General features: G+C 68.6%; 19 protein-coding genes and 1 pseudogene. 14 read left to right on the top strand and 6 right to left on the bottom strand.

Features of this window, described 5'->3' with window-relative positions; translation table 11 throughout:
• Positions 1 to 87: 87 nt before the first annotated feature.
• Positions 88 to 1,149, bottom strand: a complete 1,062-nt coding sequence (locus DEJ23_RS04460) for a LacI family DNA-binding transcriptional regulator (RefSeq protein WP_220034182.1) — start codon at positions 1,147 to 1,149, stop codon at positions 88 to 90.
• A 278-nt stretch (positions 1,150 to 1,427) separates the two neighbouring features.
• Here DEJ23_RS04460 and DEJ23_RS04455 point away from each other — a divergent pair, with 278 nt between their 5' ends.
• The gene (locus DEJ23_RS04455; RefSeq protein ID WP_146240192.1) at positions 1,428 to 1,916 is read left to right on the top strand and encodes a hypothetical protein; all 489 of its coding nucleotides are present in this window, start codon (positions 1,428 to 1,430) and stop codon (positions 1,914 to 1,916) included.
• A 24-nt stretch (positions 1,917 to 1,940) separates the two neighbouring features.
• On the opposite strand, the gene DEJ23_RS04450 is transcribed toward DEJ23_RS04455, so the two are convergent.
• Positions 1,941 to 2,888, bottom strand: coding sequence for a LysR family transcriptional regulator (locus DEJ23_RS04450; protein WP_111239075.1), 948 nt, complete (start codon positions 2,886 to 2,888; stop codon positions 1,941 to 1,943).
• A gap of 119 nt (positions 2,889 to 3,007) precedes the next feature.
• Here DEJ23_RS04450 and DEJ23_RS04445 point away from each other — a divergent pair, with 119 nt between their 5' ends.
• From DEJ23_RS04445 to DEJ23_RS04425, 5 genes are all read left to right on the top strand, one after another.
• On the top strand, positions 3,008 to 4,021 hold the full coding sequence (locus DEJ23_RS04445) for a putative oxygenase MesX (RefSeq protein ID WP_111239074.1): 1,014 nt from the start codon (positions 3,008 to 3,010) through the stop codon (positions 4,019 to 4,021).
• Between the two features lie 20 nt (positions 4,022 to 4,041).
• The gene (locus tag DEJ23_RS04440) at positions 4,042 to 5,091 is read left to right on the top strand and encodes a methionine synthase (protein WP_111239073.1); all 1,050 of its coding nucleotides are present in this window, start codon (positions 4,042 to 4,044) and stop codon (positions 5,089 to 5,091) included.
• Positions 5,092 to 5,384: 293 nt separating this feature from the next.
• Positions 5,385 to 5,837 carry a hypothetical protein gene (locus DEJ23_RS04435; protein ID WP_111239072.1) on the top strand — a complete coding sequence of 151 codons (453 nt, stop codon included), beginning with the start codon at positions 5,385 to 5,387 and terminating at the stop codon, positions 5,835 to 5,837.
• A 182-nt stretch (positions 5,838 to 6,019) separates the two neighbouring features.
• On the top strand, positions 6,020 to 6,646 hold the full coding sequence (locus tag DEJ23_RS04430) for a hypothetical protein (protein ID WP_111239071.1): 627 nt from the start codon (positions 6,020 to 6,022) through the stop codon (positions 6,644 to 6,646).
• Between the two features lie 149 nt (positions 6,647 to 6,795).
• Positions 6,796 to 7,221, top strand: coding sequence for a hypothetical protein (locus DEJ23_RS04425; RefSeq protein ID WP_146240190.1), 426 nt, complete (start codon positions 6,796 to 6,798; stop codon positions 7,219 to 7,221).
• 140 nt (positions 7,222 to 7,361) lie between these two features.
• On the opposite strand, the gene DEJ23_RS04420 is transcribed toward DEJ23_RS04425, so the two are convergent.
• Together DEJ23_RS04420 and DEJ23_RS04415 are read right to left on the bottom strand one after the other, a co-directional pair.
• A complete protein-coding gene (locus tag DEJ23_RS04420; RefSeq protein ID WP_111239069.1) occupies positions 7,362 to 7,859 on the bottom strand; it encodes a hypothetical protein in 498 nt (165 codons plus the stop codon).
• Positions 7,860 to 8,031: 172 nt separating this feature from the next.
• Positions 8,032 to 8,739, bottom strand: coding sequence for a hypothetical protein (locus DEJ23_RS04415; protein ID WP_220034181.1), 708 nt, complete (start codon positions 8,737 to 8,739; stop codon positions 8,032 to 8,034).
• 383 nt (positions 8,740 to 9,122) lie between these two features.
• Between DEJ23_RS04415 and DEJ23_RS04410 the strand changes: the two genes are divergently transcribed.
• The 6 genes from DEJ23_RS04410 (at position 9,123) to DEJ23_RS04380 (ending at position 12,241) form a co-directional block, all read left to right on the top strand.
• The gene (locus DEJ23_RS04410; RefSeq protein WP_111239067.1) at positions 9,123 to 9,533 is read left to right on the top strand and encodes a hypothetical protein; all 411 of its coding nucleotides are present in this window, start codon (positions 9,123 to 9,125) and stop codon (positions 9,531 to 9,533) included.
• Positions 9,530 to 10,051, top strand: coding sequence for an SdpI family protein (locus tag DEJ23_RS04405; RefSeq protein ID WP_111239066.1), 522 nt, complete (start codon positions 9,530 to 9,532; stop codon positions 10,049 to 10,051). Before DEJ23_RS04410 ends, DEJ23_RS04405 begins: the two co-directional genes overlap by 4 nt.
• 152 nt (positions 10,052 to 10,203) lie before the next feature.
• Positions 10,204 to 10,629, top strand: a complete 426-nt coding sequence (locus DEJ23_RS04400; protein ID WP_111239065.1) for a hypothetical protein — start codon at positions 10,204 to 10,206, stop codon at positions 10,627 to 10,629.
• A gap of 262 nt (positions 10,630 to 10,891) precedes the next feature.
• Positions 10,892 to 11,449, top strand: a complete 558-nt coding sequence (locus DEJ23_RS04390; RefSeq protein ID WP_111239063.1) for a histidine phosphatase family protein — start codon at positions 10,892 to 10,894, stop codon at positions 11,447 to 11,449.
• A gap of 98 nt (positions 11,450 to 11,547) precedes the next feature.
• Complete coding sequence (locus DEJ23_RS04385) at positions 11,548 to 11,874, top strand: hypothetical protein (RefSeq protein WP_111239062.1); 327 nt, start codon at positions 11,548 to 11,550, stop codon at positions 11,872 to 11,874.
• Positions 11,875 to 11,887: 13 nt separating this feature from the next.
• Complete coding sequence (locus tag DEJ23_RS04380; RefSeq protein ID WP_111239061.1) at positions 11,888 to 12,241, top strand: hypothetical protein; 354 nt, start codon at positions 11,888 to 11,890, stop codon at positions 12,239 to 12,241.
• A 115-nt stretch (positions 12,242 to 12,356) separates the two neighbouring features.
• Here DEJ23_RS04380 and DEJ23_RS04375 read toward each other — a convergent pair whose 3' ends face one another.
• Positions 12,357 to 12,986 (bottom strand): TetR/AcrR family transcriptional regulator, encoded by a 630-nt coding sequence (locus tag DEJ23_RS04375; RefSeq protein WP_111239060.1) that lies wholly within the window; start codon positions 12,984 to 12,986, stop codon positions 12,357 to 12,359.
• 91 nt (positions 12,987 to 13,077) lie between these two features.
• On the opposite strand from DEJ23_RS04375, the gene DEJ23_RS04370 reads away from it, so the two are divergent.
• Positions 13,078 to 13,824, top strand: a complete 747-nt coding sequence (locus tag DEJ23_RS04370) for an SDR family NAD(P)-dependent oxidoreductase (protein WP_111239059.1) — start codon at positions 13,078 to 13,080, stop codon at positions 13,822 to 13,824.
• Positions 13,825 to 14,202: 378 nt separating this feature from the next.
• Positions 14,203 to 14,787 carry a recombinase family protein gene (locus tag DEJ23_RS04365; protein ID WP_111239058.1) on the top strand — a complete coding sequence of 195 codons (585 nt, stop codon included), beginning with the start codon at positions 14,203 to 14,205 and terminating at the stop codon, positions 14,785 to 14,787.
• 52 nt (positions 14,788 to 14,839) lie between these two features.
• Here DEJ23_RS04365 and DEJ23_RS04360 read toward each other — a convergent pair.
• Positions 14,840 to 15,040: pseudogene (locus tag DEJ23_RS04360) on the bottom strand (cold-shock protein); the annotation flags it as partial.
• Positions 15,041 to 15,201: the final 161 nt, after the last annotated feature.

Raw genomic sequence — 15,201 nt, 5'->3', positions numbered from 1 at the left:
TCGTCGTCGGGTGGTCGGTGGGTGGGTGGTGAGCGCGTGTGAGCGCTCACGCACGGGACGAACGCGAGTCGCGCCTCCCGTCCGGGATCAGTCGGCGCGGCGGAGGTGGCGGCGCTCGGCGGAGGGCGGCGCGCTGGTGGCGCGCGTGATCAGCTGTCCCGGGAGCATCCGGTGCCGCTCGGCGGGCGGGTGGCCGTCGAGGGTGCGGAAGAGGCGGTGCATCGCGAGACGGGTCGACTCGTCGAAGTCCTGGCGGATCGTGGTGAGGGGCGTCGACAGGAAGGCGGCGACCGGCATGTCGTCGAACCCGACGATGCTGACGTCTCGCGGCACGGACAACCCCGCATGCTGGACGGCGGACATGGCGCCGATCGCCATCTGGTCGTTCGCGACGAAGACCGCGGTGACGTCGGGGCGGGTGAGCAGCGACCGCATCGCGTCGTGACCGCTCTGGGGAGACCAGTCCCCCTCGATCGGTGCATGCTCGGCGACGCCCGCGTCCTGCAGGGCGGCGCGCCACCCCTGCTCGCGGCGGACGCTCGACGTCCAGTTCGCCGGACCGGCGATGTGCCACACGGTCTCGTGACCGAGGGCGAGCAGGTGGTCCGTCGCGGCGAACGCGGCTCCACTCTCGTCGAGACCGACCGCGAGGGTGTTCTCGCGGTCGGCGACGTCGGGCGGGCCGAGCGTCAGGACCGTGACGCCCGGGGGCATCCGCAGCTGGTCCATCTGGTTCTCGACCGGCTCGGACAGGACGATCGCCTCGACGCCCTGCTCGACGAGGGAGTCGACGGCAGGCTGGAGTTCGGCTGCGGAGGCCGTCACCGTGCGGACGATCGACAGGGCGTAGCCGTTCGTGCGGCAAGCCTGCTCGACGCCGGTGAGCATCGCGATCGGGCCGTAGAGGTTCGTGCCGATGGTGATGAGGCCGACCCGGCGGGAGCGCTGGGACTTGAGCGATCGGGCAGCGGCGTTCGGGCGGAACCCGAGCTCGGCGATCGCAGCCTCGACCTTGGCACGCACTGCCTCGGTGACGTGGGGCTCGTCGTTCACCACGCGGGAGACGGTCTTCTGCGAGACGCCGGCGAGGGCGGCGACGTCGGTCATCGACGCAGGGCGGAGGCGGCGCACGGGGGCGGTGTCGCTCATCGGCGGGCTCCTTCGCTGCGTCGGGTGGACACCCGTCGAGCGGGTGTGGGAGCAACACAACCACGACCATGACTACGTAGTCAATACCCGCTGAGCCTCGCCCCTACGTGGGCTCCGTCGGCCGCGGTACGCTCAGCCGACGAACGACGACCCGAGGACAGGGAGACAAGATGACCGCGTACCACCCGAAGGGGCCGACCCCCTTCGAGGTCGGCCTCGGGATCGTCGTCGGAGCGGATCTCTGACCGATGCGGATGGTGAGGAAGCACGTCCGTTCGGTGACCGCGGTCATCACCGCGGCGACAGCGATCGTCGTCATCACCGGTTGTAGTGGAGGAGGCCCCGTGGACTCGGAGAGCAACAAGCCCGTGAGCACTGCCGAGGCCCGGCAGTCCGTGCAGGACATCGTCGATCGGACTGCCTCCTCACTCGAGGGCGATTGGGAGGTCTACAGCGGGCCCTCGGTCGAACAGTGCAGCAAGAGCGACGGCAGCGACGGCGCTGCCTACAGGTACATCAAGGCTCTCGCGAAGCCGACCGGCGAACCCGAAGCGGACATCGCCGTGATCAAGAAGCTGTGGGAGGAAGCCGGGATCACCACGCAACCGTACAAGAGTGGGGGTGACGACCCGATCCTCGGTCTCCGCGGCGCAGGTGGCCCGACCACGTCCATCAGCTTCCTGGCGGACACCCGTCGGTACACCGTCTCAGCAACCTCCGAATGTGCTGACGGGAACGCCGTCGAGATGCAGAGCAACGGGGAGTGACGAGCGGCGGAGATCCTCGACGGCTCAGTGCGCCCCCAGCGGCTCGACCCCGTAACTGACGACGACCGCCCGCAACTCCTCCAGGTACGTCTGCGCCTGCTCGGTCAGGGGCACCGACGAGTGCGCGATCCACCCGATCTCGATCCGCTCGTCGACGTCGAGCGGGATCGCCACGATCTCCGGGTCGAGGTCGTCGCTGATGAGCCCGGTCGAGATCGTGTACCCGCCGAGGCCGATCATGAGGTTGAAGATCGTCGCCCGGTCCGACACCCGGATCTCCCGCTTGCTCGACATCGTCGACAGGATCTCCTCGGCCAGGTAGAAGGAGTTGTTCGCACCCTGGTCGAACGTCAGCCGCGGGAGCTCCGCGAGGTCGTCGAGCGTCGCCCGCTCCTGCGCCGCCAACGGGTTCCGCCGGGCGACGAAGATGTGCGGCTGCGCGACGAAGAGCGGCGTGAACACGACCCCGGCGTCCCGCATGAGCTTGCCGAGGACCTGCCGGTTGAAGTCGTTGCGGTAGAGGATGCCGAGCTCGCTCCGGAGCGTCCGAACGTCCTCGATGATGTCCCACGTGCGGGTCTCGCGCAGCGAGAACTCGTACTGGTCCGTGTCGGCGCCCTCGACCATCCGGACGAAGGCCTCGACCGCGAACGAGTAGTGCTGCGCGGACACCCCGAGCAGCCGGCGCGAGGCCTGGCGCCCGACGTACCGCTGCTCGAGCAACGACACCTGCTCGATGACCTGCCGCGCGTACCCGAGGAACTCCACACCGTCGACGGTGAGCACGACCCCGCGCGCAGAGCGGGTGAAGAGCGGGCGCCCGATGCGCGCCTCCAGGTCCTTCATCGCGGCCGACATGGTCGGCTGCGAGACGTAGAGCAGGTCGGCCGCTGCGCTGATCGAGCCCTCGGACGCGACCTCGATGAAGTACCGCAGCTGCTGCAGGGTGATGTCGTTCGCGACGCGAGCCATAGGCACAGGCTATGCGACTGCATAGTGTCTCGGTATTACCTGATGACCCGCGCCTCCCGTCATGATCGGAGGACTCTTCCCACAGTGCCCGCGGGCGCTCGACGACCGGACTGCGGACCATGGCGAACGACATCACCTTCAGCATCAGCAGGACCCACTTCGACGAGGACTACTCGCCGGCGGAGAGCTCCCGCCTGACGACGAACTTCGCGAACCTCGCCCGCGGGGAGCACCGCCAGCAGAACCTCCGCAACGCGCTCGCGCTGATCGACGGGCGCTGCAACGACCTTGCCGGCGACCCGGACGCCGACCGTTACCGCGTCGAGCTCGACATCGTGTCGGTCACGATGCAGTTCGAGGACGGCGGACAGGTCGAGCGCTTCCCCCTGATCGAGGTGCTCGACGTCACGATCGTCGACCAGCACTCCGGCGAGCGTCACCAGGGGATCGTCGGCAACAACTTCTCGTCGTACCTCCGCGACCACGACTTCGCGGTCCGGCTGCCGTCGGCGCCCTCGCTCCCCGCCGACTTCGGGCTGCTGCACGGGCAGCTCTTCCAGCACTTCCTGCGGTCCGACGCCTTCCGGTCGGAGTTCGACGCGGAGCCGGTCGTCTGCATCAGCGTCTCGACGAGCCAGACCTACCGGCAGACGGGCGTCGTCCACCCGGTCCTCGGCGCGGAGTACGAGCACGAGCACTCGTCGCTCACCGACGACTACTTCGGCCGCATGGGCATGCAGGTCCGGTACTTCATGCCGCCGGGGGCGAAGGCGCCGCTCGCCTTCTACTCGCGCGGCGACGTCGTCAACGACTACTCGGACCTCCAGTTGATCGGCACCATCGCCACCATGGAGACGTTCCAGAAGATCTACCGCCCGGAGATCTACAACGCGAACGTGGTCGCACCGAGTGTGTTCCGCCCGACACTCGAGCACGATGACTGGTCATCGACCGGCATCGCCTACGACCGCGAGGAACGCAGCCGCCTCGGCGTCACGCAGGGCCGGTGGACCGAGGAGCACCTCGTCACACCGCACCGCGACTTCCTCGACCGCTGGCTCGCCGACCAGACCACCCCCGCCGGCCACAACACCCTCGCCGACCAGACCACCCCTGCCGCCCTCACCCACTGACCGACTGGACCCCCACGCGCATGAGCACGCTCCTCCCCACCTCGATCGTCGGCAGCCTGCCGAAGCCGTCCTGGCTCGCCGAGCCCGAGCGACTCTGGTCCCCCTGGCTGCTCGAAGGAGACGCGCTGGTCGAGGGCAAGCAGGACGCCCTCCGCTCCGCCGTCCACGAGCAGGAGCGTAACGGCATCGACATCGTCAGTGACGGCGAGCAGACCCGACAGCACTTCGTGACGACGTTCATCGAGCACCTCGACGGCATCGACCAGGAGCGCAAGGAGACCGTCCGCATCCGCGACCGGTACGACGCCGCCGTGCCCACGGTCGTCGGCGCTGTGAGCCGCCCCGCCCCGGTGTTCGTCGAGGACGCGAGGTTCCTCCGTGCCCAGACCGACCGGCCGATCAAGTGGGCGCTCCCCGGCCCGATGACCATGATCGACACCCTGTCCGACCAGCACTACAAGAGCCGCGAGAAGCTGGCGTGGGAGTTCGCCACGATCCTCAACCAGGAGGCACTCGAGCTGCAGGACGCCGGCGTCGACGTCATCCAGTTCGACGAGCCCGCCTTCACCGTCTTCCACGAAGAGGTGCAGGACTGGGGCGTCGCCGCACTCGAGCGCGCTGCCGAGGGCCTGCGTGCCGAGACCGCCGTGCACATCTGTTACGGCTACGGCATCGAGGCGAACAACAGGTGGAAGGAGACCCTCGGCGCCGAGTGGCGGCAGTACGAGCAGTCCTTCCCGCTCCTGCAGCAGTCGTCGATCGACATCGTCTCGCTCGAGTGCATCCACTCCCACGTCCCGCTCGAACTCGTCGAACTGATCCGAGGCAAGAAGGTCATGCTCGGTGCGATCGACGTCGCCACCGAGCAGGTCGAGACGCCGGACGAGGTCGCCGCGGTCCTCCGCCGGGCCCTCGACCACGTCGACGCCGACAAGCTCATCCCGAGCACGAACTGCGGCATGGCGCCGCTGGCCCGAGGGGCAGCCCTGCAGAAGCTCGGCGCGCTGTCCGCCGGCGCGGACATCGTGCGAGCCGAGCTCGCGAAGGTCGCCGCGCCGGCAGCGCGCTGACCGCCGCGAGACGCCACGGCGGCTCACTTCCAGGAGGAAGCGAGCCGCCGTTCGCGTCGGCTCCGAAGGTGCTCGTTCAGCCGACACCCCGAAGGGGTCGCAGGCAACCGGCTTCGACGCCGATCGTCCCCGGATCCGAGCTCACACTCGAGGCCTCTCGAACACAGTTTCACCTCGCGGATGCAAGGTTGACCGCCCTACTGATGTGTAGGACGCTGTGTTCCACCGCCGAACTCGCGGCGGCTTGTGGGGAGAAGAAAATGAAGAAAGCACGGACCGTTGGCGCGGCAATCGTGACCACGGCAACGGCGGCGTCGCTCCTGATCGCGGCGCCCGCGCAGGCGCAGAGCACGAGGCAGATCGAGGTCCCGCCGAACGTGGTGATCGATGAGAGCTTCGATCCCACCGGGGAGGTCGTCTTCGCCCACGACGGGGGTTCCACTCGGTCGGGCGATTGCAAGGACCGAGCATTCGCCGTCGTGGCAAAGATGTCGCAGTCGTTGAACGGCTGCAGCGTCATCGGCGCGACGGCATCGACCCAGGTGCAGTACAAGTGGTACAAGCACCAGGGCAACTCGAACCCCTGCATCTGGGGGAAGTCCTTCAACTCGAAGCACGCTCCGACCTGGACTGCCCTGGACTGCGGAACCGGTCGCTCGAAGTTCGTCCCGTGGGGCAATGTGGCCGCCACCAAGAAGATGAAGGGCCTCACCGGCGTCGGCTGGGCCGGCGTGCAGTGGCAGTGATGCCCGAGCAACCGTGGCGACGCAGCGTCGGGGCCCTGGCTTCGACCTGCGTCGCCGCAGCCGTCTTGGTCGCGTGCTCATCGGGCTCCGATGTCCAGCGACCACACATCCTGCGCCCTCACGCCGAGACGACCGCGCCGGCGTCTGCACCCGCGGCGGGACCGACTCTTGATGCGGCAGCGATGCAGCATCTGGCTGACGAGCTTCGAGCAACGGTTCCGTGCACGCGAGCCGATGCGCTGCTGGACGATCTTGCGTTCTGGGACAGCATGCGCGGCTTCGACTGCTTCGATCGAGAGGAGCTGACCTTCATTCGCGTCTACGCACATGCGGCATCGGTGCCGCAGACCCTCGACGACTGGGACGGCACGCTCGGAGCCGAACGTGCGGTCGCGAGGGGCGCGAACTGGTACGTCATCGGAGCTCCCGGGACCGTCGCGGCGGTCAGGCCTCCGAGTGGAGCACCCCGGACAGCGGACGATCTCGGGTCACCCGTCCCACTGACCGCCGAGCAGGACTACCTGACCACCTGCATGCTCTACGTCTCGAGCGAGGCGCAACGGTACGTGCAGCATCCGAAGCAGCGAGACTCGTCTGCCCCTCAGTACGGCGTGCTGTTCCCCGGAGTCGAAGTTGCGGTGCACACAGCAGTCGACGACCTCGGTCGGAGCCGCGCGTTGCAGATCACGGACAAGGATCGATGGATCGCGGCGCTCTCACCGATCGGTCCGCCGCTCAAGCGGCAGTGCACCACCGCGTACCGCGCAGTCGGAGACTCTGTGCGCCCACTCGACGGAGCCGGAGGATGACCGCGCCACGAACGTCCCGCTCGACTCGTCGAGCACTCACCACGTCGTTGTCCCTCGGCACCATCGGGGCTGCCATGCTCTCCGTCGACAACCTGCTCGGTTTCATCGGAACACACCCGCTCTCCGGAGCCCTCGCTCCGATCATCGCAGTGGCGACCGTGTTCGCTGCTTTGGTGGCGGCCGTTGGTGGCCTGTTCGCTCGTGACCTCGCTCCCGTACTCGTCGCCGTCGCCGTCGTCGGCTTCGTGACCACTCGCTCCCCCGCCAGCAGCATTCAGTTGTGGTTCCCCGTCGCGGTCACACTGCAGGTACTCGTCCCACTCACGTTCGCTGCGGCAGGACTGGTTCACCGACGCCGCCCTCACAGTTCCACGGCCGGGCGAGCCCTCGCGACACTGTTCGTGGGGTTCGCCCTCGCCACCACGATCACGGCGTTGTTCCCCGTTGCGCTCGTCGGGTTCCTCATCCTGCAGGCTGGCACGCTGCTCGTCGCGGTCACCCTCAGCATGCAACCGGTCCTGCGCCTTTGCTGGAGCCTCGCGCGACAGCTCTGGTCGAGCGCCGACGTCCGGTGAAGGGTCCCCCGCGAAGGCAACCCGGACGTGAGTTCGCTCGCGTCCACCGCCGACGGGCGCGCGCCGTCCCGCCTGGTGAACACGCGTCTCCCGGCCCGGCCGGGAGGCGCGGGTCGATTCCGGTGGTCAGGTCGCCGTCGTCATTCCTGGCTGTCGAGACTCATCTTGTCGAAGTCACCGGCGACGCACTGCGAGCTGCCGTCGATCGTGTACCCGCGGGGATCTGCGCGGAAGTCGGACGACTCTACCGGGCCGCCCCTGCCCCGGACGCCGAGGATCGGGTCCTCGCCGCCGGTCTGGTACCGCTCGGTCGTGACCCCGATCTGCTTCCAGTACTGGTCGACCGCTTCGACGTCGGCCTCCGGATCAGCGCTGGCTGAACGGACCATCGCGTACACGTACTGGACGCCTCCCACACCAGGGGCGAGGCCGCACTTCCCGAGTCTTGGTCCGTCGCTGGCCTCCCAGCTGTCACCGACCACATCGGTCGATCCCTCGACGAACGTGACGATGGACTGCTTCGCCTGCTCCGGGCTCTTCCCGATGCCTGCGCTGCAGCCGGTGAGGACGGCGGCGGCGAAGAGCGCCGCTCCCGCCGACCGGAGGAGGGTGACGGCGTACCGCCGAGTGGGCTCCATCCGGGAGCTCCTTCCTGATCAGCTTGCGTCTGCGGAATCGGCATGATCACTTCGTCAACCGACCGTACTGGCCGATCGTGGCGAACCCCACCGTCTGCAGCGACTGCGGCGGCCTCGACCCAACCCGGGGCACGTCCCAGGTCCACATACAAGGGTCACCCTGGTCGAGTGGTCAGCGTCGCCGAACGGGATCACGCCACTTCGGGAACGGCTCCGCGACGCCGGGCTCGGACTCGTCGGGGAAGTCCGCGGGGTCGCGGAGCGAGATCGCCTTGATGAGCGCGGGAGCATCACGCACCCAGAAGGCCTCGCTGTAGACGCCGAGTGCGTACTGCCCGTTCGGCCGAACGCTCCAGGTCACCCACCAGCCGTCTCCGGTGTCGGCCCTGACCTCGTGGTCCGTCCCGACCTTCGCGCTGCTGGACCGCCACCCTTCTTCGTCGAAGTAGCGCTGCATCGGAGCCAGGTCCTCCTCGGCGCCGGTCGCCCCGTCCGGCTCGATGGTCCGGACGGCTCGGAAGAAGTACGAGTTTTCCTTGGTCGCGCCCTTCGGTGCTGCGCCGAAGGCACCATCACCGGCGGGCAGCGGGCGGACGTCTCCACCGCTCCAGAACCACTTGCCACTTGAGATCTGCTCCTGCGCGGCGGCGAGGACCGCCTGCCCGTGATCGTAGCGCTCGCCAGCCAACTCGAACTCGTCCTCCGACGACAGGCCGGCGACCTGCGCCTGCGTCATGCCTGCCGCGTCTCGTGCACCCTGTCCGGTCAGGTTGTCTCCGCTGCCTGCGCCACCCGAGGCACATCCGGTCGTCGCGAGCACCACGGCCGCGAGCATGGCCACGATGGCGCCACGGAATTGCGGACGGTCCATGACAGTCATGGCCCCATCTTCTCGTCTGCGACGATCTGCGCGAGCGTGTGGAATCAGATCGAGTCCTGTCCACGACCTCGGTACCGGGCGGGAAGCCCAGCGCCCCAGCTTCGGTGCCCGTAGTCTCGGAGCCGACGGTGATGGTCCCATCGTCTGGGTGGCGGACCATGGCGTTCACATGTCGGGTGACGTCGCGTACGCCACCACTGTTCATGAGGGGAAGCTCGCGCTGTGCAGTACCACTCTCGGCAGTCCCGTGACCGACCACAAGCAACTCGGCCCGGGGCATGACGCAGCGGAAGCCCGCGCTGTCGGCCCGACGGCTGGAAGCCACGTTGACGCTGGTTGCGGCTGCGGCACTCGTTCTGACCGGATGCAACGGAGGAACCGCTGTGGAGAACGAGCAGACTCCCGACCAGGCGAAGGACGCCGTCGTCACGATCGTCGACGACACGGCGGATGTAGTTGGTGGGGCTTGGTCCGTCGCGAGTGGTCCAGCGGTCCAGGGCTGCAGGCGCGACAGCGGTGGCCGCGGCGCCGCCTACTTCCTGACGAAGATGCGTGAACAGCGTGCAGGAGACCCCGCCGACGACGTCGCCAGCGTCGAGCGGACGTGGAAGGCGAAGGGCATCACGACCGAGCGTTACGAGAGCGGGGGCACGGAGCCCACGCTCGGTGTCCGAGGAACGGGCGGCCCGACGAAGAGCATCGACTTCCTCGCCGACGAGCGTGGGTACAGTCTCGACGCGGTCTCCGTCTGCACCGCTGGCGATGCAGAGGAGCTCCAGCGCAACGGCGAGTGACAGACCTGCACGACGAGGTGCAGGACTGGGGCGTCGCCGCGCTCAAGCGATCGGACTGGAGCCGCGGCGCCAGCTGGCACCGCGCCTCCAGTGCGGTCATCCCACTCATGCCTGTTGTTGGTAGAACATTGCCGGTCTTCTGCTGGGACACTACCGCCGTCACCATGTTGGGAGCACTGGTGTTCGCGCGCTCGCTCGAGATCGGCGCTGCCGCCCTCATCACCTGGCTGACATGGAGGGCGGCCAACGGCTCGCTGCCACGGAACGGTTTCGCCGGCGTTCGGACGTCGGTAACCCTGTCCAGCGATGCGGCCTGGCGGATCGGCCATCGCGCAGCGCTGCGTCCGACGATCGTCTCTGCGATCGCCACCGTTGCGTGGTGCGCGGTGAGCCTCGGTGTCGCGCCCCTCCGCACGCCGGTCGCTGTGCTCGTCGCAGCAGGACTCCTCGTCGGCGGTGCGCTCCTGTCCATCCCGGCCGCACACCGCGCCGTCCGCCAGTCGCTGCCCGAGTCCTGAGCACGCTCAACGCACCCAGCGCCACCCGCGGACGATCACGGACAGGCAAGAGGTCGAGCCCTGTAGGAATCCCTCGATCGGGCACGGCATGCGTCAGGACGAGCCGAGCGCTCCGCTGAGAAACGTCAGGCGCAAGGCGTTGACTACGCCCCATGATCACCAAGAGCAAGATCCACGAGGTCGAGAACGCGACCGTCAAGGACCGCGACGGCGCATCGGTCGGCAAGGTCGCACAGGTGTTCCCCTCCGACGCGGACGGCAGCGCTGCGTTCGTCAGCGTCGCGACGGGGCTCCTCGGGGGTCACAGCGTGCTCGTCCCGGTCGAGGACGCCACGTTCGACGGCACGGACCTGCACGTCGGTTACGCCAAGAGCGCGATCAAGGGCGCGCCCTCCCCCGGAGCCGGGAACACCTTGACCGTCACCGAGGCGGACGCCGCCCGCAAGCACTTCGGACTGTCGCCAGCGGGCAAGGCGACCGGCGACATGGGCGACCCGCACGAGAACCTCGACCAGGCCGGTACCGGTCCGGCGGGCGCAGACGACACCGAGGGCGCGGGAACGACGCCGCCGGTCTGAGCAGATCGCCCCGTGGCAGCAGGTCGTCGCCGACGGCGGCGTCCCGACTTCGTGGCTCGTCCGGGATCGCCTCGTCGCACTCAGCGCCGGAGGACTGATCGACCCGTCGAGGAAACGTCCGGGGCTCTGGCACCTCGTGCTGTTCCGCTGGAACACCGACGGTGCGCCGGACGTCCAGGTCCGGGACACGACCGGTCGGCTCGACGCGGGAGCGATCTGACACGCGCCCACTCGTCAGCCCCGGGCTTGTTACGGTCGAGCGATGCAGAGCGCATGGGTGTCCCATCCCGAGGTGATCGTCGACCCAGCCGTCCGGATTCAGGACTGGGGCCTGTCGCCGGTCGGACGGGCCCGTGCCGCCCGCATCGCGGCGCTGTTCCCCCAGCCCCTCCGCATCGTCAGCAGCAGCGAGCGGAAGGCCCTGGACGCCGCCGAGATCATCGCCGGACGGTGGGGTACGGAGGTCGAGGTCGACGAGGACCTCGGCGAGATGGACCGAAGCGCGACCGGATACCTCGAACCGAGCGAGTTCGAACCGACCGTCGACGCGTTCTTCGCAGAGCCGCACCGGTCCGTCCGCGGCTGGGAACGGGCGGTCGACGCGCAGAGCCGCGTCGAGCGCGCGGTCCGACGCATCGCGGCGCAGACTCCCGAGCGGGGCATCGCCTTCATCGCCCACGGCGGGGTCGGCGCCCTGCTGCTGGCGAGCCTCCGACGCGAGCGCATCAGCCGCGCGCTCGATCAGCCCGCGATGGGTAGCTCCTTCACCTTCGACCCGCAGGACTGGACGGCGCTCTCGTCCTGGGAGCGCACCCGCTGAAGCGGGCGCGTGGTTCGGTCAGCACGGGCCAGACAGCGGTTCAGCCGCTCGACGGCGGTACCCTGACCTGCAGGGGGGGGGAACATGAGGGGGATCAGGTGACCGACGACGTCCGGGAACGATCGACGGCATGGCAGCTGGGGTGGCTCGCGGTGTCCGGACCAGCCACGATCATCGCCAGCGTGGTCCTGTACTTCCTGCTGCAGGCCGCCTTCATGGCCTACGTGGCGCTGCTGCTGCAGCTCTGGGTGCTCGCCGGTGTCGTCTTCGGCATCTGCGCCGTCGTCACCGGTGTCCGTGACCGGAGGCAGCATCGGCTGGACGCCACCAGCGGCGCCGTGATCGGCGCCGTCGGTGCCGTCTTGAGCGCCGCGGAACTCGTCGGTTTCGGCTCCCTCGTCGCCCTCCTCAGCCGGCAGTACTGACCGAGGGCACCCCGTGGACGACCAGCGCACCATCGCCGAGATGAACAGTCACCGGAAGGCTTTTCGCATCGTGGCGCGGACCGGCTTCATCGCCGCACCGGCGATGTTCCTCCTCCCGCTCGTCTACCCGCTGCTCGGCCGCGGGTGGCACTCCATGGCGATCATCTGCTGCATGACGGCGGCCTGGGCGGTGCTGGTGTCCGCGTCCTCGTTCGCCGCGATGGCGGTCACGAAGCCGGGCGGTCACCCCTGGGTGCACCAGGCGTGGGCGACACCCGTCGCCGTCCTCGCGATGGTCCCCGGCGGCATCGCCGCGTTCGCGCTCTACGGGTCGGTCGTCGCAGCGGTTCATGACGCAACCACGTGACGGGCGGGTGCCGTCGGGCCGCGGGATGCGCGCCTCCAGACCCGGACTGGAGGCGCGGCAGCGACCCGCCCCGCCGCTCGCGTCGTCACGGCGCCACCCTGGCACGGGCTGACGTTCAGTCCCAGGGACCGTCCCCGGTCCCGAGGTGCTCTGCGCCCAGCGGTGTGATCGGCAGCGCCGCGAGGCTCGCGATCCCCACCTGCAGGAGCGCCGCTCGTGAGGTCCCGACGCGTCCGATCGCCCCCATCCCCTCGATGACCGCGCAGAAGTAGGTGCCGAGCGCCTCGGCATCGGCGTCTGCCTCGACCTCACCGGCTGTTTGCGCGTCCATGATGCAGGCCGTGTAGCCGGCACGGATGGTGTCGAACGCCTCGGTCACGGTGGAGGCCACCTCGGGGTCACGGGCTGACAGCTCCACCGCCGCTCGGAGCAGCAGTGACGGCGGACCCTGCGCCGCCCCGTGCTCGACCGCAGCGGAGACCAGTTGCGTCCGGATCCGCGCGATCGGGTGCTCGGCGCTCCGCAGGACGGACTGCACGACCTCGACGGCCTCGGCGGTGTCACTGAGGAACGCGCGCATGAAGAGTTCCTTCTTGCCGCCGAACGTGTTGTACAGGCTCTGCCTGCCGAGCCCGGTCGCCGCGAGCAGGTCGTCGAGGGACGTGCCGTCGAAGCCGGACTCCGCGAACGTGCGCCGGGCGCGTTCGACCACGTCGGCCTCGTCGAACTTGCGCGGTCGCGGCATGCGCACTCCTCGGAACTCGTTGTTGACTGATCAGTCAAGCACGGCGTACCGTTCTGGACCAAGCAGTCAACAACAACTCCAGGAGGACACCATGGTCGGAACGCTGCAGGACAAGACCGCACTCGTCACGGGCGGCACATCGGGCATCGGACTCGCGGTCGTGCGCCGTTTCGTCGCCGAGGGTGCGCACGTCTTCGTCACCGGGCGGCGGCAGGAGGCGCTCGACGCACTGCGCGACGAGTTCGGCGACGCGGTCACGCCGATCCGCGCGGACGCCGCCGAGCCGGACGACATCGCGACGGTCTTCGCTACGGTCGCCGAACGTGGTCGCGGGCTGGACGCCGTCCACGCGAATGCCGGCGGCGGCGAGTTCAAGGCCCTCGACGCGGTCACCGCGGAGGACTTCGAGGCAACGTTCGGCACCAACGTCCGCGGGACGACCCTCACCGTGCAGGGCGCGCTGCCGTTCCTGCGCGAGGGCTCGGCTGTCGTCGTCACCGGCTCGACGGCGGCGTCCGGCACCGAGCCGTCGTTCGGCCTGTACGGGGCGTCGAAGGCCGCGATCGCTGCCCTCACCCGGACGTGGGCGGCCGAGCTCGCGCCGCGCGGTGTCCGGATCAACACGGTCGTCCCCGGTCCAACGGAGACGCCGGGTCTCGCGGGCCTCGCTCCGGGCAACCCGGACGCGCTCCTCGAGCAGATGGCGAGCGGACTCCCGTTCGGCCGGCTCCTGCGTCCGGAGGAGGTCGCCGCCACGGTGCTCTTCCTCGTGTCCGACCAGAGCTCGGGGATGACGGGGAGCGAGCTCCTCGTCGACGGCGGCAGCAGCATCGCCTGACGTACCGGCCAGTCCGGCTCCGCCGCGCGGTGACTCCGTGAGCCACTCTCGGGCTGGGCCGTTGGGCGGTGCTCCCCGTGCTGAGAAGGCCGACGACGTCGCTGTCATGATCACCGACCGGAACGCACGCCCTCGGTGACAGCGACGCCCTTCCACGCGATCGATCGCCGCGGTCTCCTGCTCCCCTGGATCCGGAGCCAGCCTGGTCGCCCCGACCGGTGCGGCAGCACCTCCTTGCCATGGGCTCCGGGTGCTGCCGTAGCGAAGGACCGATCCGATGGCAGTGGACGAGGAGCACCGGACCGTCACAGAACCGTATGGACAGCCGATCGGGTGTGAGACGACGCGAGCCAGGTGCAGCAAGCCGATCCTCGCAGCATGAACGCTCTCCTCATCGGGTACGCCCGCGTCTCAACCTACGAACAAGACCTCACCGCGCAGCGCGTCGCGCTTGAACGGCTTGGAGTTCTTCCGATCAACATCCACACTGACCACGGCTTGACCGGCACGAATCGTTCACGACCCGGTCTCCGCGAAGCGCTCGCTTCCTGCCGTGATGGAGACACGCTGGTGATCGCGAAGCTGGACCGGTTGGCAAGGAGCCTCCGCGATGCGAAGGACATCGTCGACGAACTCACCGCGAAGAACGTGAAGCTCAACATCGGTGGCTCTGTCCACGATCCGAACGACCCCGTGGGCCGGCTGCTGTTCAACGTCCTCGCGATGGTGGCCGAGTTCGAATCAGACCTGATCCGAGCCAGGACACGCGAGGGGATGCAGATTGCGAAGGCAAAGGGTCACCTCCGTGGGCGACAGCCCAAGCTCAACGTCGCGCAGCAGCGGCACCTCCTCGAAGTGCACGAGGCCGGCACACATTCGGTCGCCGAGCTTGCGGAACTCTTCGGTGTTGGACGAGCGACCGTCTACCGCTGCATCGACCGTCAAATCAACCCTGACCGCTGACCGGCCCGATCCGCTCTCGGACCCACAAGTCCGAAAGCGGATCGATCACCGATCAGACGATGGCGACATTGTGGGCACGGAAGAAGTAGCCATCTTGCCCCGGCGGGTACGGCTCTACTTCGAACCGAACACGTTGTCCGGCTCTGAGCGAGTGGTAGCCGGTCATGTTGACGTTGGAGAAGTGAACGAAGACCTCCGACTCGACCTCGTTCGAACGGAGAGCACCCCAACCGTCCTCGTCACTCCACCAGACACATACGCCATCGACCGGGACTGCTGCAGGTTCGGTTGACTCGTTCGTTTAGGCCGCGAGTGCGACCTGTGGGTTGATGATCGTCTCGTACTCGACCGGGGTCAACTTCCCCAGACCGCGTTGCCGTCGTTTCCGGTGATAGGTCGCCTCGATCCAGGTGA

The organism is Curtobacterium sp. MCSS17_008 (assembly GCF_003234185.1).
Classification (GTDB): Bacteria; Actinomycetota; Actinomycetes; order Actinomycetales; family Microbacteriaceae; genus Curtobacterium.
Note: the sequence above shows the minus strand (reverse complement) of the source record. Positions and strands in the feature narration are given on the sequence as shown.